The sequence below is a fragment of the Thiothrix nivea DSM 5205 genome (assembly GCF_000260135.1).
Lineage (GTDB): Bacteria > Pseudomonadota > Gammaproteobacteria > Thiotrichales > Thiotrichaceae > Thiothrix > Thiothrix nivea.
Genome location: NZ_JH651384.1, coordinates 116,984 through 139,895 on the forward strand (window position 1 = coordinate 116,984; position 22,912 = coordinate 139,895).

Below are 22,912 nucleotides of genomic sequence, written 5' to 3' on the forward strand. Positions count from 1 at the left end.
AACTACTTCAAAACCTTGCGAACGGTGTGGATTATAAGTGAATGATAAGATAAGTAAAACTCATTTATACTGATTTAAACATAATGATTAATTATGTTATGATATTTGCAATAAACCCCATATTTCTGAGTAAATTAGTCGGATGCATATTTCATTTCGTCAGATACAGGTTTTTCAGGCGGTTGCCCAAACCGAGAATTTCACCCGTGCCGCAGAATTGTTACACATGACCCAGCCCGCCATTTCGATGCAGGTCAAACAACTGGAAGATAATACGGAACTTTCCCTGTTTGAACGTCAGGGCAAGCGCATTGTGATGACCGCAGCGGGGCGGGCAATGCACGCTTATACTTGCGAGATCCTCGCCCAGTACCAGGGCATGGTCGAGACGCTGAAAGAGCTAAAAAACGTCCATCAGGGCTATATCAAGGTATCGGCAGCCACGACTTCGATCTATTTCATCACCAAAATGCTGGCGAGTTTTTCCCGGATACATGAGGGCATCACGGTTTCGTTGCACATCACCAACCGCAAGACGCTGGTGGAACAATTGCAGAACTACGAAGCTGACCTGGTGGTGATGGGGGAACCGCCCGCCAACCTTGACCTGTATTCGCAGCGCTTGATGTGCAACCCGTTGGTGATGATTGCGCCCGCCAGCCATGCCCTGGCTGGCCGTAAAGGTATTCCCATTGGGGAAATCGTCGCAGAAAAATTCGTGGTGCGCGAACAGGGCTCAGGCACGCGCGCCGCCATCGAGCGTTTCTTTGCCGAACACGGCCACACTTTTTCCAGTACGCTGGAAATGGGCAGCAACGAATCCATCAAATATTCGGTGATTGCGGGGCTGGGATTGGGCATTGTGTCCTTGCACAGCATCAGGCTGGAGCTGGAAACACGGTCGCTGGCGATATTGGATGTGGGGGGCTTTCCTATCCAGCGCTATTGGCATATCGTGACCCGCGACGGCAAATGGCTGTCCCCGGCGGCGCAGGCATTCAAGGAATACGTCATCGCCGAGGCGGCAACCTACGCGCAGGATTACCAGCAGTTGCTGCTGTAACTACTGGCTGGTGTTTGCATAACCATCCGTCAGTGTTGCCAGGAAGCTTGCAAGGGTATCCATTTCTGCATCCGTCAGCCCCAGGTTGCCGACCCGGGCATCCAGGTTCTCGGCCACTTCCGGTAATTCCCAGCGGCCAGTACCCGCGTCGCGGGCATTGTGGTAGGCAATCATTTCCTTCAGGTCGCTGAACATGCCGTTATGCCCATACGGTGCAGTGATGGCGATATTACGCAAGGTAGGGATCTTGAACTTGCCGCGTTCGGAAGGCGGCATGTCCACCCTGCCGCCCAACCCATAATCCCGGAAATCCATGGCATCAGGGTCCACGCCTGCCGGAATATTTATGTTAAATGGCAGGCCAATATTGGCGTAGCCGAAGGTGGTGAACAGTGGTGGCGTGTTGTCTGCTTGCGGCGTGGAAGGGTGGCAAGCGGCGCAATTGCCTTTTGCCGGGTCGTTGAAAAGTTGCAGCCCATAAGCCTCCTGTTCCGTCAAAATCGCCTTGCCAGCCAGATACTGGTCATATTTGGAATTGAACGGATGGAACAGGGCGGTGCGTTCAAACGCGGCAATAGCATCGGCAATGCTTTGGTAGGCCGTCACAGTGTCGGCAAACACACTGTCCCCGTAAACTTGTGTCATCAGGCTGGCGTAACTGGCTGCTTTTACCTTGCTGACAACGCTGGCAGGATCCGGGTTGGCCATTTCCAGCGGTTCCAGGAAGGGGCCTTTTGCCTGCATGGTCAGGTCGTTGGCGCGCCCGTCCCAGAATTGCCCGCCGATAAATTCACCCAACGTGGCATCGAAATGGAATGCCGGGCTGTAAAGGGCATAGGCCGCGCTCGGCGTATGGCGCTCATCAAACAGACTTGTGTTTGCGCCCACCGACGTGGGTGATTCCTGGTCTGGGTCAGTAAATGCCTGCGCGGGGTCATGGCAGCTGGCGCAAGCCTGCCCGGCAGGGGAGGATAAATTGGTGTCGAAAAACAGCTTCTGCCCCAAAGCCTCTTTGGCTGCCCGCGCGGAATCGGTGGACAATATGGTATCCGTACCGTCGTTGCAGGCGGTACACAGGATGGCGAGCAGAACGCTGGCGCTGGCTAACTGGATTTTCACGGCTTAAAGCCCTGCCTGTTTATCGCTATGTTTCATGGGTTTGTGATTGTCTGACAAAGCCAGTCTATCAGGTTTTTTCAATCATACCGTTAAGATAAGTCAATAGTCATAATCTATGGCCGTAGCGGTAGGGAACCCCTGACAACGGGCGCACACAACCTTATATTTTCTGATATAATCCCGCTCTTCATGATTTAGGTGATCGAACAATAATATGGCCACATTCGCCAAGGAAATTCTCCCTGTAAATCTCGAAGACGAAATGCGCCAGTCCTACCTGGCTTACTCGATGAGTGTCATTGTCGGGCGTGCATTACCAGATGTTCGGGATGGTCTGAAACCGGTTCACCGCCGTGTCCTGTTTGCCATGAGTGAGCTGGGCAACGACTGGAATAAACCCTACAAGAAATCTGCCCGCGTCGTCGGCGACGTGATCGGTAAATATCACCCACACGGTGACACGGCTGTTTACGATACCGTGGTACGTATGGCGCAACCGTTTTCATTGCGCTACATGCTGGTGGATGGGCAGGGTAACTTCGGTTCCGTGGATGGCGACGCGCCTGCTGCGATGCGTTACACCGAAGTGCGTATGTCGAAGATTGCGCACGAATTGCAACTCGACATCGACAAGGAAACGGTTGATTTCGTCCCCAACTACGATGGCAACGAGAAAGAGCCTTCTGTATTCCCGACCCGCATCCCCAACCTGCTGGTGAATGGTTCCTCCGGTATCGCAGTTGGCATGGCGACCAATATTCCGCCGCATAATCTGACAGAAACGGTTAATGCCGCTCTCGCGCTGCTGGCCGATGCGGATATGGAAATTGCCGATTTGATGGAATACCTGCCCGGCCCGGACTTCCCGACCGCAGGCATTATCAACGGCGCACGCGGCATCCGCGAGGCGTACCATACTGGCAAAGGCCGTATTTATGTACGTGCCCGTGCCGACATCGAAGTCGATGAACGCACCAGCCGCGAAACCATCATCGTCACCGAGCTGCCTTATCAGGTCAACAAGGCGCGTTTGCTGGAAAAGATCGCCGAACTGGTCAAAGAGAAAAAGATCGAGGGCATTTCCGAACTGCGTGATGAGTCCGACAAGGACGGTATGCGCATGGTCATCGAACTCAAGCGCGGCGAATCCGGGGATGTGGTGCTGAACAACCTCTACAAGCAGACCCAGATGCAGAGCGTGTTCGGCATCAACATGGTGGCGCTGGTGGACGGCCAACCCCGTCTGCTGAATCTCAAGGAGGTGTTGGAAGCTTTCCTGCGTCACCGCCGCGAAATTGTTACCCGCCGAACCATCTTTGAAGTGCGCAAGGCGCGTGAACGTGCCCATATCCTCGAAGGTCTGGCGATTGCGCTGTCCAACATCGACGACATCATCGAGCTGATCAAGGCTGCCCCCAGCCCGGCGGATGCGAAAGCCGGTTTGCTGGCGCGCGCCTGGAATCCTGGCATTGTTACCGACATGCTGACCCGTTCCGGCGCTGATACCTGCCGCCCGGATGATCTGCCTGCGCAATACGGCATCCACGAAGACGGCTACTGGCTATCAGAAGTACAAGCGCAAGCCATCCTCGACCTGCGCCTGCATCGCCTGACCGGTCTGGAAAAAGACAAGATTCTGGCCGAATACCGCGAGTTGCTCGACAAGATTGCCGATTTGCTGGAAATCCTTGCCAACCCTGACCGCCTGATCCAGGTGATCCGCGATGAACTGCTGGCGGTGCGTGATGCCTACGGTGATGAACGCCGCACCGAAATTAACGTGGTCGGCGAAGACCTGAGTATGGAAGACCTGATCGCCGACGAAGAAGTCATGGTCACGCTTTCCCACGAAGGCTACGCCAAGTCACAGACGCTGGATACTTACCGAGCGCAAAAACGCGGTGGGCGCGGCAAGGCAGCCACTTCCATGAAGGATGAAGACTTTATCGAAAAGCTGTTTGTCGCCAGCACCCACGACACCATCCTGTGCTTCTCCAGCCGTGGCCGCATGTACTGGCTCAAGGTTTACCAGTTGCCGGTCGGCGGGCGTGGCGCGCGCGGCAAGCCGATGGTGAATCTGCTGCCGCTGGAAGAGGGCGAACGCATCAATGCGGTGCTGCCGATCCGTGAATACGCCGAAGACAAGTATGTATTCATGGCAACCTCCAACGGCACAGTGAAAAAGACGCCGTTGACTGAATTCTCGCGCCCCCGCACCGCCGGGATCATCGCTGTTGACCTGCGTGACGGCGACAAGCTGGTGGATGTGGCTGTCACTAACGGCGATAACGACGTGATGTTGTTCAGCACTTCCGGCAAAGCCATCCGTTTCCACGAATCCGATGTACGTGCCATGGGGCGTACTGCTACCGGTGTACGCGGCATCCGTCTGGAGGAAGGGCAGGAGGTCAACGCGCTGATTATCGTCGGCGAAGGTGAGTTGCTGATTGCCACTGAAAACGGTTACGGCAAGCGTACCCGCGTGGATGAGTTCTCTACGCAAGGCCGGGGTGGGCAGGGTGTCATCGCCATCCAGACCTCCGAACGCAATGGCGACTCCATCGGCGCGGTGCAGGTTCGTGATGAATGTCAGATCATGCTGATCACCGATGGTGGTACGCTGGTGCGCACGCCGGTGGCGGACGTTTCCATCGTTGGCCGCAACACCCAGGGCGTCACCCTGATCCGCCTCAATGCAGGCGAAAAGCTGGTGCAGATTGCCCCGATCCTGACTGAAAACAGCGATGACCTGCCAGAAGGCGACGAAGACAGTCCCACAGATACAACCGAAGACCAGGAATAAGCACACATGAAACGAGTATTCAATTTCAGCGCTGGCCCGGCAATGCTGCCGCAGGCCGTCCTTGAACAAGCCCAGGCCGAAATGCTGGACTGGAACGGCAGCGGTATGTCCGTGATGGAAATGAGCCATCGCGGCAAGGAGTTCATGTCCATCGCTGCCCAAGCCGAAGCTGACCTGCGCGAAATCATGGCTATTCCGGCCAACTACAAGGTGCTGTTCCTGCAAGGCGGTGCGAGCAGCCAGTTCGCGATGATTCCGATAAATTTGCTGCGTGGCAAGACCACTGCCGATTACGTCGATACCGGTGACTGGTCAGCCAAGGCGATCAAGGAAGCCAAGCGTTACGGTGAGGTCAACGTGGTCGCTTCCACCAAGGAAGGTAATTACACCAGCGTTCCGGCGTTTGATATCTGGAAATGTGATCCGAATGCTGCCTATTTGCATTACACCCCGAACGAAACCATCCGTGGCGTTGAGTTCGCCTGGGTTCCGGAAACCGGCGATGTACCGTTAGTGGCCGACATGTCTTCCACTATTCTGTCCCGCCCGGTCGATGTCAGCCAATTCGGCCTGATTTATGCGGGTGCGCAGAAAAATATCGGCCCGGCTGGCTTGACCATTGTCATCGTGCGTGAAGACCTGATTGGCGAAACCATCGCCGGTACACCGGCGATGTTCGATTACAAGATTCATGCTGACAACGAATCCATGTATAACACCCCGCCCACCTATGCATGGTATCTGGCGGGTTTGGTGTTCCAGTGGATCAAGCAGCAGGGCGGCTTGACCGGCATGGCGGCCATCAACGAGCGCAAGGCGCAGAAACTGTATGCGGCGATTGAAGCCTCCGGTGGTTTCTACAACAGCCCGGTTGCGGCGGATTGCCGTTCGTGGATGAATGTGCCGTTCACGCTGGCGAATGCTGATCTGGACAAGCCATTCCTGACGGAGGCTGCGCAGGCAGGTTTGACCACGCTGAAAGGCCACCGCTCGGTTGGTGGTATGCGTGCCAGCATCTACAACGCGATGCCGGAGGCTGGTGTGGAAGCACTGGTCAGCTTCATGCAGGACTTCGCGCAGAAGAACGGTTAAACACGCCTACGTTACCCCCCATACCCGACCCTTCCCCCGCAAGGGGGGAAGGGAGTAAGAAGGAAAAACATTCACACCACAGGACTAGCCCCATGTATAAAATTCAGACCCTTAACGCCATTTCCCCCAAAGGTTTGAACCGCCTCCCCACCGATAAATATTCCGTTTCCGATAACCAGTCTGATGCCGATGCTATCCTGCTGCGTTCCTTTAAACTCCATGATTACCCGTTTTCTAACAACCTTCTGGCAGTAGGCCGTGCTGGTTCCGGTACCAACAATGTGCCGACTGTAAAACTGTCTGAACGTGGCGTGGTGGTATTCAATGCCCCTGGCGCAAACGCCAATGCGGTGAAGGAACTGGTCATTGCAGGTATGTTGATGGGCTGTCGCAATATTGGCCCCGCTATGAACTTCGTCAACGGCCTGAAAGGCAGCGATGAGGAAATGCACGTTGCTGTTGAAGCGGGCAAAAAACAGTTTGGCGGTTTTGAGTTGCCTGGCAAAACTCTGGGGGTCGTCGGCTTGGGTGCTATTGGTGTAAAAATTGCCAATGCTGCCCGCAGTTTGGGCATGAATGTCATCGGTTACGACCCAACCATTACCATCGAACGCGCCTGGCAACTGGATTCCGATGTGGAAGCCGCGCCCAATATCGACACGTTGTTGGCGCAGTCTGATTTCATCACCTTCCATGTCCCCCTGATCGACAGCACCCGCAACCTGATCAGCACTGAGAGCCTGTCCAAACTGAAAGATGGCGTGGTGCTGCTCAATTTCGCCCGTGATGGCATCGTCAATGACAGCGCGGTGCTGGCTGGTCTGGAAAGTGGCAAGGTGTATGCCTATGTGTGCGATTTCCCGAGCAACGTGCTGCGTACCAATCCGCGTGTGATTTCGTTGCCGCATTTGGGTGCTTCCACCCGCGAAGCCGAGGAAAATTGCGCTATCATGGTGGCCGACCAAGTGCGGGATTATCTGGAAAACGGCAACATCACCAACTCAGTCAACCTGCCAAATGTAAAATTACCGCGCGCAGGACTTGCGCGGATTTCGTTGGTCAACCAGAATAACCCCGACATGTTGGGCAAGATTTCTCACGTTATGGGGCAGGCCGGCATCAACATCAAACACATGCTGAACGATTCCAAAGGCGACATGGCTTATACGCTGATGGATGTGGATTCGGTAGTGGCTGATGATACGCTGGCAGCGTTGGCGGCTATCCCCGGAGTCCTGAAGGTACGATTGCTTTGAGTAACACGACTGATGTTTCCGCCACTCATGCAGGGCTAGCCGCCCTGCGTGAGCGTATTGATGCCCTGGATACGCAAATCCTGGGGCTACTGAACGAGCGTGCGCGCTGTGCCGAGGAGGTGGCGCACACCAAGCTGGCGGAAGACCCGAACGCCAAATTCTACCGTCCGGAGCGGGAGGCGCAAATCCTGACCCGGATGCAGTCATTGAATAACGGCCCGTTACGCAACGAACAGATCACGCACCTGTTCCGCGAAATCATTTCCTCCTGCCTGGCGTTGGAAGAATCCATGCGCATCGCCTATCTGGGGCCAGCCGGGACGTTTACGCAGGAAGCTACCCACAAGCATTTTGGGCAAGCGGTCGCCACCTTGCCGGTGGAGTCCATTCCGCAGGTCTTCCGTGAGGTGGAAGCGGGTAGGGTGCGTTACGGCGTAGTGCCGATTGAGAACTCTACTGATGGCGTGATTACCCATACGCTGGATATGTTTGTGCAATCAAACCTGCGGGTGTGCGGGGAAATTTCCCTGCGCATCCACCAGAACCTGATGTGCCAGCACGCCAGCTGGCAAAGCGTGCAGAAGGTTTATTCCCATGCGCAGTCGCTGGCGCAATGCCGTTTCTGGCTGGACAAGCATTTGCCCCAAGCGGAACGCATTCCGGTCAGCAGCAATGCGGAAGCAGCGCGGCTGGCCTCGCTGGATGATACGGCTGCTGCCATCGGCGGTATCCAGGCTGCGCCCATTTATGGTTTGCAAATTGTCCACGACAATATCGAAGACAACCCCAACAACACTACCCGTTTCCTGGTGATCGGTGATCAGGTGGTGTCCCCGAGCGGTAATGACCGTACCTCCCTGTTGGTTTCTACCCGTAACCAGCCCGGTTCCCTCTACAAATTGCTGAAGCCATTGTCTGAAAACGGTGTCGACATGACCCGCATTGAATCACGGCCTTCGCGCACCACCAATTGGGAATATTTCTTTTTCCTGGATGTGCGCGGGCATGAACAGGATGCGGCCATCAGCAAGGCATTGGAGGCACTGCGGCAGGAAGCAGAAGTGGTACGGGTGCTGGGTTCCTACCCTGTCGCCATCATGTGAGCCTGACCCCGGGAGGAGTGTAAACCTTAGGCTATCGTATTGATAATGCAGTAGCAAACCAGGAGGGGATCTTTGCAAGGGTAATGGTCACCTCTAAACCCGATGGTGTTATACTGCGCCGATCCTCATCGCTGGAAACGACTGATGCCGCTGGACAATGACAACACCAATGCCGGGCTTCTTCCCCATTTTCCTTCCCGGCAACCACGAATGCGTTGGGAAAACCTGCTGCCATTGGCGACCCGGCTGCTGGTGTGGATGATCCTGTTTGGCCTGTTGTATCTGCTGGGTTCCTTCTTCACACTGATTTTCCTGACCTTTGTGTTTGCCTACCTGCAATCCGGCATTGTTGATGTGCTGGCTAAGCGCGTGCGCCATCTGCGGGTGCCGATGGTGTTCCTGACAGGCACACTGTTCCTGAGCGTCATTATTGCTGTGACAGTATTCCTCGCCCCGCAGGTCTACCAGCAGGCAGCGGGCTTTGCCAAGGGGTTCGGCGTCTACATGCAACGGTTGGATGTGGAATTGCTGGATCTGGCCGAGAAATATCCGTTGTTGCAAGAGGCTATCCCTGAGTTGCGCAAGCCCGCCCCAACACCAGTTGCTACCAGCACTGCGCCTGCATGGGCAATGCCGGGGCAGCCGAACCCTCCGCCTGCTGTCTCCCTGCCTGCGCCGCGCACGTTTAGCGAGACGCCCAGCGGGGCTTTGCTGGAATTGCTGAGTGGGGCAGGGGATTCTGCCAGTGGCCGGGATGTCATCAAGGCGGGGCTGGATCGGCTGGCGAATATCAGCCGCCAGACGGCTGGCATGTTGGCGACTTTCCTGCTGGCCTTGCTGTTTTCGTTCCTGATTGTGCTGGACTTGCCGCGCCTCTCTGCCAGTGTGCGTGAGCTGGAAAATACCCGCCTACGCTTCATTTATGTGGAGGCTGCTGACAATATCTATCAGTTTGGCAAGGTGCTGGGGCACGCGATGCAGGCACAGTTTTACATCGCCATTGTCAACACTTTCCTGACAGCTGTAGGGCTACATTTGATGGGGCTGGGAAATGATGTGGCTTTCCTGTCTGTGATCGTGTTCTTGTGCAGTTTTATTCCGGTGGCGGGGGTGTTCATCAGTTCTGTACCCATTTGCCTGATTGCCCTGAATGCGGGCGGTGTCAATCTGGTGTTGCTGGCCATCGGCATGATTACCTTCATCCACATGGTGGAAGGTTACATCCTCAACCCCCTGATTTATGGGGCGCGTTTGCGTCTTAATCCGGTGATTGTGCTGATCATCCTGACAGTTGGGGGCAAGTTGTTCCACATCTGGGGTTTGATTCTGGGTTTGCCGGTGTGTACTTACCTGTTCAGTTACGCGATTCGCTATCGGGAGGGTGAGGCTGTGCCGGGTAAGGTTAAGGTTTCCCACCATTAAGATAGTAATGCTTACGGCATGGAATTATTACTAGCCCTCTTCATCGTCGCCATCATTGCCGGCTGGGTCGACTCCATCGGTGGCGGCGGCGGCCTGATCAGCATCCCTGCCCTGTTGTGGGCAGGCTTTCTGCCGCTGGAAGCGCTGGCGACCAACAAGCTGCAAGCCAGTTTCGGTTCCTCAACCGCTGCCATCAATTATACCCGCCACGGGTTAGTGGATGTAAGTGGGCAAAAACTGGCAGTGGGACTGACCTTTCTAGGCTCGGTGTGCGGCACGTTGCTGGTGCAGCAGATAGATTCCAGCCTGCTGGAAAAGGCCATTCCGGTGCTGTTGATGCTGTTTGCCTTGTACTTTCTGTTTTCACCTAACATAAGCGACCTGGATAAGCATCAGGTCATTTCTCCAGCCACTTTCGCGACGACAGTTGGGTTTGGGGTCGGTTTCTATGACGGCTTCTTTGGCCCCGGAACGGGAACATTTTTCACCATGAGTTACGTGGCCCTGTTGGGCTATGGCTTGCCGAAGGCGACCGGCAACACCAAACTGCTAAATTTCACCAGCAACTTTGCGTCGCTGCTTTTCTTCGCGCTTTCCGGGCATATCGTCTGGGCGGTGGGGCTGGTGATGGGGGTGGGGCAAATGATCGGCAGTTACATCGGCTCGCACATGGCAGTCAGGCATGGGACACGCCTGATCCGCCCGGTGCTGGTAGTGGTGTCAGTGCTGATGTCACTCAAGCTGCTGCTGGGTTGAAGTAAGTGTCGCGGAAGGAGCTGAACGGGTAGTCCAGTAGCAGACGGCGTAGTTTACCTTCCACGCTGCCACGAAGGGCAAACTGGTGGATGGCCATTTTGGCCGGGATTTCCACCTGTCGGGAAACTTCACGGTATTCGTGGCTATCCAGGTCATAGGGGTGGATATAGAAAATACTGCTTTCCTGATCCAGGTTGCGGGATAGCCACTGGGTTAGCCAGTAGGGGTAAATGCGGAAATAGCCCCCGCCAAGCACGGGGATGTTTTTACCTAGCACCCGGCTGACGCTCATCGGGTAGCTGCGTAGCCCCTGTTCAGCCATGCGTTGCAGGATGCCAGCGTCGCCCACGCCATAGCAGCCGCGCACGGTCGACAGCATGATGGAGGAGTCATACACGATACCTTCCGTTTTCAGTGCATCGCAATACCAGCCCAGGATCTTTTCGCGGACGGAAAAGGTGGGGGCACGGAAGCCCAGGATCTTTTCGCCGCCAATGTCTTCCAGAATGGCGACGGAGCGGTGCAGTTCGGCGCGGAATTGTGCTTCTGTCAGGTTGTAAAGACGTCGGTGGGTATGGGAATGGCAGGCAAGCTCATGCCCCGCCCGGCTGATCGAGCTGACCAGTTGCGGGAATTTTTCCGCCACCATGCCCTGCACGAAGAAAGTGCCGGTTACGTCATGCTCGTCAAGAATGTCCAGCAAACGGCTGGTGTTATAGAGCACGCGGCTGGAAACTTCGCGGTCGAAATCGTAAACGGATTGCTGCCAGTCTTCGATGTCTGCGCTGAAAATCATGCTTTCGCCTCCTGGGAAGGAATGTTTGGCTCACCCTTGCCGGGAGAGGTGTCAGGGGTTTGGGTACAAGAAAGGTAAATGTCACTGAGGATGTCCAGCACCCGTGCTTCGGAGAAATGCTGCTCGACATGGGCGCGGGCGGTCTTGCCCATCGCCAGACGCTGCGAAGGGTTGCGGATGAGCCACAACATGTGCCCAGCCAATGTCTCCGGCGCATCCAGCGGCGTTTTGAAACCGGTTTCGCGGTCGATGACAGCTTCTCGGCTACCTTTGACATCGGTACAGATTACCGGCTTGCCGCAGGCCATCGGTTCGATCAGGGCGCGGGGGATGCCTTCGGCAAACGAGGTCAACATCCCCACGTCAATGCTTTGGTAGAAAGCCGGCATGTCATTGCTGTAGGCGAGGATTTCCACTACATCCTCTAATCCTTTGGCGCGGATAGTAGCCTCTACATCTGCCAGCAAATGCCCCTGCCCAATCAGTTTCACCCTGAAATGACGGGTCTGTTTTGCCAGCAGTCCCACTGCATCCAGCAGCAGCGTATGGTTCTTGATCGGCTCAAACCGTGCCACCATCCCGAACACAGTCGGATGCTCTTCGCTCCCTTCCCCCCTTGCGGGGGAAGGGGTGGGGATGATGGGGGGAACGTTCGGCGAAAACCTCCCCAAATCAATCCCGTTCCCCAAAAACACCATCTGCGCCTCTTCCAGTAGCCTGTATTCCCGTGCCAGTTCCATGTCACTGCGCAACTGGAACAGCGAGTAGCGCACCGTCGGTTTGAGTAGCTTTTCGATCAGCAGGAATACTTTGCGCGCCAGCACACCGGTATTTTCCGCGATGCTGTAGCCGTGGCTCTGGTAAATCCAAACGGTTTGGCGGTCAAAAAAAGCCAGAAAACGCCCCACCAGCCCCGGCACGCCGAAGTGCAGGTGCACTGCGTCATAGCCGCCAGCACGGATAGCACGGCGCAAATTCCAGGCGGAACGCATCAGTTGCAGCGGGTTCAGGCTGCGGTGCAGGGCGGTAGTTACCACGTTCATGCCCTGTTCCTGCATCAGCGCCACCTCAGGGCCGTCGATACACAGCAGATCAACCCTGACTTTACCTGCAAGCCGCTGGTTGAGTGCGCATGCACGGTGGAAAACCAGTGCGTAGGCGGAACTGCTGACGGTACAAACTTCCAGTATTTTCATCTTGTTGGCCTTGTCAGTAATAGCGGTGTAGTAGGGTGCGGGCAAGCCCATCCATCACGATGGCAGGGGTGTTACGTATCAGCCAGGAAGCCGCATTCTGCACACGGGAACGCGCCTTGCGTGGTGGCTTGATATTGATCCGGTAGTAGTAAATCCGGTGCGAGCGGTTGGCCAGTTTCAGCTTGAACTGGTGCTGGTTGCCGCCTGCTGAAGAGCGCCCGAGGTTATAAGTTTTGCGCCCGGTGGCTGCGCAGTGTTCGGTGATTTTCCAGAGCATGGCCAGGAACACGTTGTGTTTTTTGTAATCACGGTGGATGCCTGCCCACGCGCCATAGATTTCATCCTGGCTGGTGAAATTGAATGATGCCACCACCGGTTTGCCTTCCATGTAGCCCACAAAAATATCGGTCTGGTTGGGGCATTGCGCCAGCAGGTCGGTAAAAAAGTGCCGGGGATGGGGTAGGCTGCCAATGTCATGCAAGCTCATGCGGTACAAGGTGTAGAACTCGTCCAATAGTTCGGGCGTACTGCCGGTCACTGCGCTGAAACCTTGTCTCAACGGGCGTCGGATATTCTTGCGGGTATTGCCGGACAATTGGCTCCAGAGCTGTTCCAGCGAGGGCTGGAGGTCGATATTCAGTTCCACCTTGTCTGATTCGTCCACCAGGCAGGGGATATGTTGTGCTGTACGGATTTCCAGCATCCTGATGCCGGTGCTTGCCAGTTCATTTACCAGTTGCCCGATCATCGGGGTGTAATCGGTATCCGCAATACCGGGGATGTAGCCGGTCTTGTCAAAGCCCGCGCCAAGGATCAGGGTTTTGTTCCCCAGCAGGTTGTCGCGCGCAAAGGCTGGTATGGTGAATGGTTTCCCATCAGTGGACAATTCCAGTTGTACCGCCTGCAAGCGAAATTCACGGGCGATGAGGGCGCGGAAGGCGTGGCTGGCAAAAATGCTGTCGGTATCTGCACTTGTCAATATGACCGGGTCGGGAATAATGGCTAGGCTCATGCTTTCAGGCCAAGATTATTATTTTGATTGTCCCCCTTATACGGTTGAGGCCATGTAAACGCCACCATTGCCTGACCAGCGGGGAGTTTGGATGAATGGACGGTGATAAAGCGTAAATGTTTTCCGCTTATCCACAAAATGCTTACGACCGCAAGGTATCCTTTGCGGTATTGCGGGTTGTGGTGGGAGAATGAAGCCACTATTAAACTAAAGAACTACCTCGCCCCGGGAAACATGTTAACTGTCACCAATAAAAACAACCTTCCCCAGCATCCGTTCCATGCTAGCGCGCCCTCTCCACAGGTTACAGCGCTTGCAACCCCTGGTCGCGCCTTGACACTGGAAGATATTTGGCGGCGGTTGATGCGGCAAAAATGGGTCTTGCTGCTGACGGCACTTTCCATTCTGCTGTTGACGGCTTATATCACCTGGACAACGACACCCACTTACCGTTCCGGTGCCACCATACAGATCGAAAAAGACGGCGTGCAAATCGTGAATTTTGGCGCTGTCACCAGCCTGTCGCCCGACATGGGGGAGCAGGATCCATTTTTCCGCACCCAATACGAGCAATTGAAAAGCCGCAAATTGGCAGAAAGGGTCATTGCCGACTTGGATTTGCAGGCACGCCTGTTTGAGCGTCCTGAAAAAGTCACGCTGCTGAAAGCGCTCGCCAGTTTCGTGAAAAGCCTGCTCACTTCGCTGTTGCCCGTTGGGGATACTGCTGGCAAGCCACCCGCGACGATGGACTATGCCGAAGCATTCCAGAAACAACTGTACGTGGAACCGATTGAAAAGACCCACCTAGTCAAAGTGTTCTTTGAAAGCCCTGACCCTGTACTGTCGGCGGAAATTGTCAATGCCCTAATCAATGCCTTCATCAAGGACAACATCAGCTCACAAAGCGAAACCGACACCTACGCCAAGGAATTTCTGGAGCAGGAACTGGAAAAGGCACGCAGCCGCCTGACCTTGCAGGAAGCCAAGCTGATCGAATACGCCAAGCAGAACGGCATCCTCGAAGTTAACAACAGCCAGTCCAGCCAGGAACGCAAGCTGGATGAATTGTATTCCGCCTTGGGTGAGGCCGAGCGCAACCGCATCCAGGCCGAAAGCCAGATGATTTCGGGGCGCAAGCACGGCAATGTGCGTGAAGTCCTCAACAACCCGGTGGTGGAAGGTATCAAGCAAAATCTGGTGACGCTGGAAGCCGACTACCAGGAAAAACTGAAACTGTTCAAGCCCGCTTACCCCGACATGCAACGCCTGCAACAGCAAATCCTGGAAACCCGCCGCCAGTTGCAGAAAGAGGTTGGCGGCCTCAAGCAGTCGCTGGATGCCGAATACGTTTCTGCCAAAAAACTGGAAGATGATCTACGTGCCGAACTCGATACGTTCAAGGGCGAACTGGTTGACCAGCGTGACCGTGGCATTGAATACAATGCCCTCAAACGTGAGGTAGAAAGCAGCCGTGACCTTTACGATGGCCTGTTGCAACGCCTGAAGGAAGTCAATGTTGCTGCCAATGTCACCAGCAGCAACATCCGGGTGGTGGATGTGGCCGCACCTGCCAGTGATATTTTCCGCCCCAAGAAAGCCCTCAACCTCATTCTGGGCGGCCTGGTGGGGCTGATGCTGGGGATAGGCGCTGCTTTACTGCGTGAAACGCTCAGCCAGAGCGTCGCCTCGGTGGGTGAATTGCAGGCGCTCAGCGGCCTACCGGTACTGGGAACCATCCCGCATGTGCGCAACCGTTCGGAAAGCCATCTGGCGTTGGCAACCGCGCGCGATGCCGGTTCCCTGCTGGCCGAAGCCTATCGGGTAGCAGCGGCGAACCTGCGCTTCGTGCTGCCGGGCGGCATGGCACCGCGCGTGACCCTGATTGCCAGCGTTAACCCGGCGGAAGGCAAATCCACCTCAGCGGTTAATATTGCACTGAGCCAAGCGCAGCAGGGCATGAAGGTGCTGCTGATTGACGCCGATTTGCGCAAGCCTTCCATCCACGTCAAGATGGGCTTGCCGAATGCCAGAGGTTTGAGCAATTTCCTCAGTGGCGAAACGGATGTTGCCAGCGTCACCCACCCTTCCCGTGAACTCAAAGGTTTGTATTTCATCACGGCAGGGACTCTGATCGCCGACCCGGTAAGGATGGTTTCCAGCCCGGCGATGGCGCGCTTGCTTAATCTTGCCTCCAAGCATTTTGACAGCGTGATTGTGGATGGGCCGCCGGTTGCCGGGTTTGCTGACGCCATTTACCTGTCTTCGATGGCGGAAGCCACGGTGATTGTTGCCGATGAGGATCATATCAACCGCAAACGCCTGTTGAACGTCATTGAGCAATTGCGCCGGGTCAAGCCCAACGTGGTTGGCTTCCTGATGGTCAAGTCACAGGATGACGTGACCGACTACCGTTATTACGACCGCTACCAGACGCGCATACCTTCCTCCGGACGTCCTGCCAAAAAAGCACCGAAAGGCAAAGGCAAGGGTCTGAATCTGGCTCCTGTGCTTTAATGCTGGATGATTTCTGAACGTCTTCTTCTCGCCGATGTCACAATGGCTATACTTTGTGTAATGGCAGCGGGCTTGCGGGGGAAGGTTATTATGTTCAAGACATACTTTTTCAGGTATTGCAGCATTATCTGCTTGGCGGTGGCGCTAGGTTTATTGTTGCCAGCTTGTGGCAACCGGCCTGAGACAGCGCCTGCGCCGGAAGAAGCCCCCGTCGTTTATTCAATGCAAGAAGCGCCACCAGCGGAAGACGCGCTTGGGGAAGAAGCACCAGCGATGCTGGCTCCAGCACCGCCACCTGTGGCTGCCGAAAAAATAATGTTGGAACCAGAATTCGGCAATATTCTGTTCAACCCACCCACCGAGATGACTAGGGACAAAACCGAGCGGATCGAAGTCAGGATCAGCCGTGAAGCCCTTGATGATGCTGGGCTGATCGGCAGGGGAGAGGTTATCCGCGATACGGTACGGGTCAGCAACCTCATGTCGGTGGCGTTGTACGGCGACAAATTCCAGGTGGCCAGCATCACTGATGAGAAGCAACTCGTCGAACCGACCGGTTATACCGAGTGGTCATTTGACGTAACGCCACTGGTAGTAGCCAAGGGTCAGATACTGACACTGAAAGTTTCCATTCACCTGCCCTCCGGCGTGAAAAACAAATTGGTGTACTCCCGCCCGATCAGCATTGATGTCGATGGTAAAAGCGCGATCCTGAAATGGTTGGTGGAAAACTGGAAACTGCTGGTGTTGTTGGCATTTGTGGCAGCGCTGGTGTCTTACCTGGTTAGGAACCTGCAAAAAGCTAAAAAGCCCTACAAGCGTTCCGGCAACGAAGCCGTGTTCATCAGTTACCGCCGCGATGACAGCAGTGGCTACACGCTTGCGATCTATGAGCAGCTCAAGAAAGCGTTGGGTGACGACGCCGTTTTCATGGATCTGGATGATATTCCCCACGGCGAGGATTTTGTCGAGCACATTGAAAAAGTGCTTGCCAAGGCCAACACCCTGCTGGTCATGATTGGGGAACGCTGGGTCAACGCAGCCAATGCCAAGGGGCGGCGGCTGGACGACCCGGGCGATTTTGTGCGTCTGGAAGTGGCCAAGGCACTGCACCGCAATATCCGGGTGATTCCGGTGCTGTTGAAAAACGCCCAGATGCCAGGGGTGGATGAGTTGCCGGAAGACTTACACAAGCTGACCCGTAAAAATGGCATCCGTATCCATGATGACCAGTTTGAGGCGAGTGTGCAGCGGTTGCTTGAGGCAATTGCGGCTCAATGATCTGTACGCTAACGGTGACTGACATCTTGTAAATTTTTGGCAGACGCCGTGGATTGCTTATACACTGCTGGTATCAAAATCAGGCAAGGAACAAGTGCATGGCGTTTCAGGATTCGGCCTTACGCAAGGCTTTCCCCAATGGCCTCAACGGCGAAATTGCACGCGGCGCAAGCGGCACGACAGTCGTTGCCATACAGTATGCGTTAGGAAGGCTCGGCCACCTGCACGACCTGTGCGATGGCAAGTTTGGCGGCAATACCGAAAACGCGGTGAAAGCGTTCCAGACAGCCGTCGCGGTTGCGCCAACCGGCAAGGTGACATCCATTCTGCTGACCTTGTTGGACATCGCTGTTGCATGGCTGGATTTACGCACTCCAGCGATGAAGGCGGTTGATCCGCTGGCGTTCCTCTCCAATTTCCGCGCACTGGCCATGCCGGAAATCCGCCTCAACAGTAGCAGTGAAATTTTTTCCTGGACTAGCCCGGCGATTCAGACGGCCTACGGTAGCTGGGTCGGGCATTACTGGGAAGTGATCAAGCAGAACCGGGTGGAGGCTGATTGCAAGGGCATGGCGCTGTTCCTGATGGATCAGTTCCGCAAGCAGATCAGGGAAGACCGTTTCGTCAACCTGCCGCACCCCGTGTTGCGCGGTGCAGCGGAAAAAACCTGGATCGTGGCGACCCGCGACAAGACGCGCGGTTTTTTCAGTCGTTCGGATAACAGCGCCCAGGTCAGGCGTACTGGCTATGAGGCAGTGTTGAATGTGGAAAAGCTTGATCCCCAGCAATCCATGCTGTCCGGCGTAGCGGTGCATTACCCCGAAATTAGCGCCCATCAGGTAGCCCGTGCTTGTCCCCGTGTATGGGACTGGAACCCGGCCTTCAGCAATGATGGAGACACCGGCAAGCCGGAAATACCGGTCAACCAGTTGCAACCCGGCCACCTGATTTTCATCGACCACACCGGCAATGGCAGCTTTGACCACACCGTCAACGTCATCAAGGTGGAACGTGATGCCAACAACCGTACCCGTAAGCTGGTGATGGCGGTTGGCTCGTTTGATGATGTGCGGGATAATTTCTCCGACACCGAACCCAACAGCCTCTCGCAGATCAACACCTACGCCGAGGAAGTGACGGTGGAACTGGATGCCAGCGGGCGTATTACCAACTCCCTCGTAAGCTGGTCATCCGAGCCGGATTACCTCGTTAAAACCCGTTACAGCGCGCGCACCACCCTGATGGAGCAAAAACCAGGTGGCAAGCTAATTATTGGCCGCTGGGGCTGAGGCGAAAAAAAGCGGCCCGCAGGCCGCCGAGGAGTTACACAGATACCGCTTTGAGAGGAGGAGGATCGCGCTTTCGGTATCAGATTTGCCGTACTTGAATATTTAGAGTCTGGATACGGTAGGCAATTTGTCGTGGCGTCATGTTCAGCAAGCGGGCAGCTTTGGCTTGCACCCAACCGGCTTCTTCCAATGCGGCGATGACGCGCTCACGTTCGTCAATATCAGGGTCATTCAGGTCGATCTTTGCGTTATTGGTGGAACCGTTGCTTTCCGACATTGAATACGCCGGGGCGCTGTCCAGCCCGCTGAGGCGGATCACCTGCGCGTCAATGTGCCCGTCGGGGCTGAGGATGGCGGCGCGTTCCATGCAGTTTTCCAGCTCACGCACATTGCCCGGCCAGCCATGGTGCATGAGGGCACGGATGGCGCTGTCGCCGATTTCCAGTGGTCGCCCCTGTTTCTGACTGATTTTGTTGACCAGAAAGCGGGCGAGGTCGGGCACGTCTTCCAGCCGTTCGCGCAACGGCGGCATGATGATAGGCATGACGTTGAGGCGGTAATACAGGTCTTCGCGGAAATCGCCCGCGCGCACTTCCTCTTCCAGATTGCGATTCGTGGCGGCGATCACGCGCACGTCGACCTGCAAGGTTTTGCTGCCACCGACGCGCTCGAATTCGCCTTCCTGCAATACCCGTAGCAACTTGGCCTGGAAAGCGGGGGTGATTTCACCGATTTCGTCGAGGAACAGCGTGCCGCCGTCAGCTTGCTCGAAACGCCCTTTGCGCTGGCTGACCGCGCCGGTAAATGCGCCTTTTTCATGGCCGAACAGTTCCGACTCCAGCAGGTTGTCGGGCAGGGCGGCGCAGTTGAGTTTGACGAAAGCATTGTTGGCACGCGGGGAATGGTAGTGGATGGCGTTAGCGATAAGCTCTTTACCGGTACCGGACTCGCCACGGATCAGCACGGTGGTGTTCCATTTCGCCACCTGTCGTGCCTGATCAAACACGATCTGCATCACGCGGGTGCGGCCAATCAGGTTGGCGAAGCCGGATTCGCCCTTGACCTTGCGGCGCAATGAGTCGCGTTCTTTTTGCAGTTCCTGTTTATCGCTGGCGACCTGGGTGACGAGTACCACATTCTGACCAATCAGGTTGCCAACCATTTCGAGGAAGCGGCGACGTTCGGCCAATACATGCAGCTCTGCCGGGGGCTGCGCTGCCAGTACGCCAACGATTTCATCGCCACGTGCGCGGATTGGCACCGCAATCAGAGGCAGGGCGGAATTGTACACGCCCAGCCGGTCGAGGAAGCGCGGTTCATCAGCCAGTTTGCGGATGATCAGGGGTTTGTCCATTTCCATGACTAGCCCCATGATGCCTTCGCCGGAACGGTAGCGCACGTTTTCCACAGTCGGCTTGTTCTGCCGGTGCAGTTCGCACAGCAACAGGTCGCCGCTGGCTTCATCCAGCAAGCTGACCATGCCGTGTTCCAGCTGCCCTTGTTCATGCAGCACGCGCAGCACTTCACGCAGGCTTTCGTGCAGATTCAGGGAGCGGTTAAGCACCTTGCTGACTTCATAAATGCAGGCCAGCTCGTCTTCCAGCAGGGTTAGGGTGCGCTCCAGTTGTGCGGAATCATGCCGGTCGGTCATTCCATGGCCTCGCTTCGGTATTTGATCGGCAGGTTGATCAGGATGCGGCAGCCATCGGTGTAATCCGGGTCGATGCGGATGCCTCCGCCGTGGCTGTTGACGATTTCCTGCGCCATGCTCAGACCCATGCCGGCCTTGCCCCGCCCGCGTTTCCAGGCGCTTTGGAAGGGTTCAAACACTTTCAGGCGCTGTTTGGGGGGGATGCCAACACCGTTGTCGGTAATTTCCACGAAAATGGTGTCATCCTTCAGGCAGGTGTGGATGTGTAGCTCCGGGTTTTTGCGCCCGGCCTCCTCCAGTGACAGCAGGGCGTTATCAAGCAGGTAGTGGAACATGCGGCGCAACGAGGCTTCGCTGCCATTGATGGCGGGCAGCACGGGTTCCGGCTTCCATTCCACTACCGCGCCGACAGAGAGCAGACGATCAGTGGAAATGACCAGCAAATCCTTGAGTGTCTGATTGATGTTGACCAGGAAATGACGCTCCTGCTCAACACGCGGCAGCACTTTGCGCATGGCGTCGATGGCGCGTTGTGAGGAGTCCAGCACCTGTCGCAGAATGGGGTAGAGCGCTTCCGGCGAGGAGTGTGGCATGGATAGCGCGGCCTGGATGACGTTGACGGGTGTTTCCAGTTGGAAAATGGCTCCGGACAGGGTTTCGCGGATGCTTTGGGTCAGTTCCTGTTCCGCCATCTGTACCTTGAGTTGCTGGAGGCGGGCGCGTTCGGCTTCGGCCTTGCGGGTGGTGATGTCGGTGGCAACCAGCAGCAGGTAGTGGCCGCTTTCATTGCCAGCCTTGAAATAGCTTTGCGCGGCGTGGTCGAGTTCTTCCACCTGAATGCCGGACACGGCGAACCAGCATTCTGCGCCGTTGGGGGCATCGAAGCGCACCTGTATGTCGTTGAAACCGCCGAAGGGATTGTCTCCCAGCCGGTCGGCGAGGGCATCCATGAACAGGTGGGCGGGTTCGGTATCACCAAAACCGGCTTTGAGTTGTTTGTACGTCTGATTGTCGAGCAGCACGTTGCGTTTGCTGTCCAGCAGCACCACGATGGTGGGGGCGAGGTCGAGAATGGTTTCCGACAGTGCTTTCTGGTGCTTGAGTTCCTGCTCCAGTTGGTGAAGGGTGGTGATGTCGCGGTGCATCCCGAGGAAGTTGGTGACTTGCCCTTTGGCGTCTGTGACCGGGGCGATGGTGACTTCTGCCAGATAGCTTTTGCCATCCTTGGTGCGGTTGACCAGTGCGCCGCGCCATACCTTGCCGCTCTGGATGGTTCGCCACAGTTCGCGGTACAGCTCCAGCGGGGTGGTTTTGCAGGAAAGGACGGATTCGTTCTGCCCGCTGATTTCATGGCGGGTGTAGCCGGTCAGTGTCTCGAAATTGGCGTTGACGTAGAGGATGTTGGCGCGGGTGTCGGTGATGGAAATCGCTACCGGAGCCTGTTCCACGGTTTCGAGGATGGCTTGCAGCGACAGGCCGGGGCCGACATGCTCGAAACCGGGAATGCCGGTGAAATCCGCGTGCAGTTCGTTCAGCGGTGTCGCAATTATCTGGTTCGGCATTGGCATGGCGTCCTCACAACATCAGAATGTTCTAATGTTGCTAAGCAATATGTATGCCATGGAAGGAAAGCCGCAAAGAAACCCCTCCCGGCCTCCCCTTATCAGGGGAAGGGCGTTCTTGTACTGCGGCGGTAGAGGCGTCTTGTCCCTCCCCTGATAAGGGGAGGTTAGGAGGGGTTTCTTCATTGTCATGAATACGACAAAACAGGAAATTGTCAGAAACACGACAACCCGCAACAGCCATGGAAAAATGTCGCAAACACCACAGCCTCGCAATTGATGTCGTAAACAGCACCAATAAATAGATTATGAAAGTCTATATAATTCAATATATTATTTGTAATTCTTGTGGCTGGCACGCTCCCTGCATCATTACCTCCACTGACGAATTTCAGGGAATGCGCAATGGAATACTTCATGCTCCTGCTGGGAACCGTACTGGTGAATAACGTGGTGCTGGTCAAGTTCCTCGGCCTGTGCCCGTTCATGGGCGTTTCCAAACAGATTGATTCCGCCATTGGCATGGGCATGGCGACCACCTTCGTGCTGACGCTGGCCTCGGTGGCAGGCTGGATGCTGGAACATTGGGTGTTGCAACCGCTTGATCTGGGTTTCCTGCGTATCCTGTCTTTCATCCTGGTGATTGCCGCGACGGTGCAGTTTACCGAAATGGTGATCAAGAAGATTTCGCCCGCGCTGTATCAGGTGCTGGGGATTTTCCTGCCGCTGATTACCACCAATTGCGCGGTGCTGGGCGTGGCGCTGTTGAACGTGCAGGAACAGCACAGTTTTGTGCAAACCCTGTTGTATGGCTTTGGGTCGGCGGTGGGTTTCACGCTGGTGCTAGTGATTTTTGCCGGTTTACGCGAACGGCTGGCACTGGCGCAGGTGCCGGCGGCCTTCAGTGGCTTGCCGATTGCGTTTGTGGTGGCCGGTCTGCTGTCGCTGGCGTTCATGGGCTTTGCCGGTCTGGCGGCGCATTGAGTAAGGGAGGTGT

General features: G+C 55.8%; 17 protein-coding genes. 11 read left to right on the plus strand and 6 right to left on the minus strand.

The genetic code is table 11. The features are described 5' to 3' along the window. Positions 1–142 precede the first annotated feature (142 nt). Entirely contained in the window at positions 143–1,063 is a 921-nt protein-coding gene (locus tag THINI_RS00860) for a LysR family transcriptional regulator (protein WP_002706800.1), read from the plus strand. Here THINI_RS00860 and THINI_RS00865 read toward each other — a convergent pair whose 3' ends face one another. Next, positions 1,064–2,182, minus strand: a complete 1,119-nt coding sequence (locus tag THINI_RS00865; protein ID WP_002706801.1) for a cytochrome-c peroxidase — start codon at positions 2,180–2,182, stop codon at positions 1,064–1,066. Between the two features lie 214 nt (positions 2,183–2,396). On the opposite strand from THINI_RS00865, the gene gyrA reads away from it, so the two are divergent. The 6 genes from gyrA (at position 2,397) to THINI_RS00895 (ending at position 10,614) form a co-directional block, all read left to right on the plus strand. Further along, on the plus strand, positions 2,397–4,985 hold the full coding sequence (gene gyrA, locus THINI_RS00870; protein ID WP_002706802.1) for a DNA gyrase subunit A: 2,589 nt from the start codon (positions 2,397–2,399) through the stop codon (positions 4,983–4,985). A gap of 6 nt (positions 4,986–4,991) precedes the next feature. Beyond that, positions 4,992–6,077: a 3-phosphoserine/phosphohydroxythreonine transaminase gene (gene serC / locus THINI_RS00875; RefSeq protein ID WP_002706803.1), complete on the plus strand. Its 1,086-nt coding sequence runs from the start codon at positions 4,992–4,994 to the stop codon at positions 6,075–6,077. Positions 6,078–6,169: 92 nt separating this feature from the next. Next, on the plus strand, positions 6,170–7,333 hold the full coding sequence (locus THINI_RS00880; RefSeq protein ID WP_002706804.1) for a 3-phosphoglycerate dehydrogenase family protein: 1,164 nt from the start codon (positions 6,170–6,172) through the stop codon (positions 7,331–7,333). After that, positions 7,330–8,436: a prephenate dehydratase gene (gene pheA, locus THINI_RS00885; RefSeq protein ID WP_002706805.1), complete on the plus strand. Its 1,107-nt coding sequence runs from the start codon at positions 7,330–7,332 to the stop codon at positions 8,434–8,436. Before THINI_RS00880 ends, pheA begins: the two co-directional genes overlap by 4 nt. 144 nt (positions 8,437–8,580) lie before the next feature. Continuing rightward, complete coding sequence (locus tag THINI_RS23000; RefSeq protein ID WP_002706806.1) at positions 8,581–9,858, plus strand: AI-2E family transporter; 1,278 nt, start codon at positions 8,581–8,583, stop codon at positions 9,856–9,858. Between the two features lie 18 nt (positions 9,859–9,876). Further along, positions 9,877–10,614 carry a TSUP family transporter gene (locus tag THINI_RS00895; RefSeq protein ID WP_002706807.1) on the plus strand — a complete coding sequence of 246 codons (738 nt, stop codon included), beginning with the start codon at positions 9,877–9,879 and terminating at the stop codon, positions 10,612–10,614. Here THINI_RS00895 and THINI_RS00900 read toward each other — a convergent pair. The 3 genes from THINI_RS00900 to THINI_RS00910 are packed head-to-tail and all read right to left on the minus strand — an operon-like array spanning position 10,595 to position 13,618. Continuing rightward, a complete protein-coding gene (locus tag THINI_RS00900) occupies positions 10,595–11,410 on the minus strand; it encodes a polysaccharide deacetylase family protein (RefSeq protein WP_002706808.1) in 816 nt (271 codons plus the stop codon). The genes THINI_RS00895 and THINI_RS00900 overlap by 20 nt on opposite strands. Continuing rightward, on the minus strand, positions 11,407–12,651 hold the full coding sequence (locus THINI_RS00905; protein ID WP_169314573.1) for a glycosyltransferase family 4 protein: 1,245 nt from the start codon (positions 12,649–12,651) through the stop codon (positions 11,407–11,409). The genes THINI_RS00900 and THINI_RS00905 overlap by 4 nt, the downstream gene beginning before the upstream one ends. Then, complete coding sequence (locus THINI_RS00910; RefSeq protein WP_002706810.1) at positions 12,620–13,618, minus strand: GNAT family N-acetyltransferase; 999 nt, start codon at positions 13,616–13,618, stop codon at positions 12,620–12,622. The genes THINI_RS00905 and THINI_RS00910 overlap by 32 nt, the downstream gene beginning before the upstream one ends. 234 nt (positions 13,619–13,852) lie before the next feature. Between THINI_RS00910 and THINI_RS00915 the strand changes: the two genes are divergently transcribed. The 3 genes from THINI_RS00915 (at position 13,853) to THINI_RS00925 (ending at position 18,702) form a co-directional block, all read left to right on the plus strand. Then, positions 13,853–16,132: a GumC family protein gene (locus THINI_RS00915; protein ID WP_281054665.1), complete on the plus strand. Its 2,280-nt coding sequence runs from the start codon at positions 13,853–13,855 to the stop codon at positions 16,130–16,132. Positions 16,133–16,222: 90 nt separating this feature from the next. Further along, positions 16,223–17,413, plus strand: coding sequence for a toll/interleukin-1 receptor domain-containing protein (locus tag THINI_RS25535; RefSeq protein ID WP_002706812.1), 1,191 nt, complete (start codon positions 16,223–16,225; stop codon positions 17,411–17,413). A 98-nt stretch (positions 17,414–17,511) separates the two neighbouring features. Then, positions 17,512–18,702, plus strand: coding sequence for a peptidoglycan-binding domain-containing protein (locus tag THINI_RS00925; RefSeq protein ID WP_002706813.1), 1,191 nt, complete (start codon positions 17,512–17,514; stop codon positions 18,700–18,702). Between the two features lie 79 nt (positions 18,703–18,781). Here the strand turns inward: THINI_RS00925 and nifA are convergent, their stop codons facing one another. Then, complete coding sequence (gene nifA / locus THINI_RS00930) at positions 18,782–20,353, minus strand: nif-specific transcriptional activator NifA (protein ID WP_002706814.1); 1,572 nt, start codon at positions 20,351–20,353, stop codon at positions 18,782–18,784. Then, positions 20,350–21,915: a nitrogen fixation negative regulator NifL gene (gene nifL / locus THINI_RS00935; RefSeq protein ID WP_050987967.1), complete on the minus strand. Its 1,566-nt coding sequence runs from the start codon at positions 21,913–21,915 to the stop codon at positions 20,350–20,352. The genes nifA and nifL overlap by 4 nt, the downstream gene beginning before the upstream one ends. Before the next feature lie 405 nt (positions 21,916–22,320). On the opposite strand from nifL, the gene rsxA reads away from it, so the two are divergent. Further along, positions 22,321–22,899, plus strand: coding sequence for an electron transport complex subunit RsxA (gene rsxA, locus THINI_RS00940; RefSeq protein ID WP_002706816.1), 579 nt, complete (start codon positions 22,321–22,323; stop codon positions 22,897–22,899). Positions 22,900–22,912 lie beyond the last annotated feature (13 nt).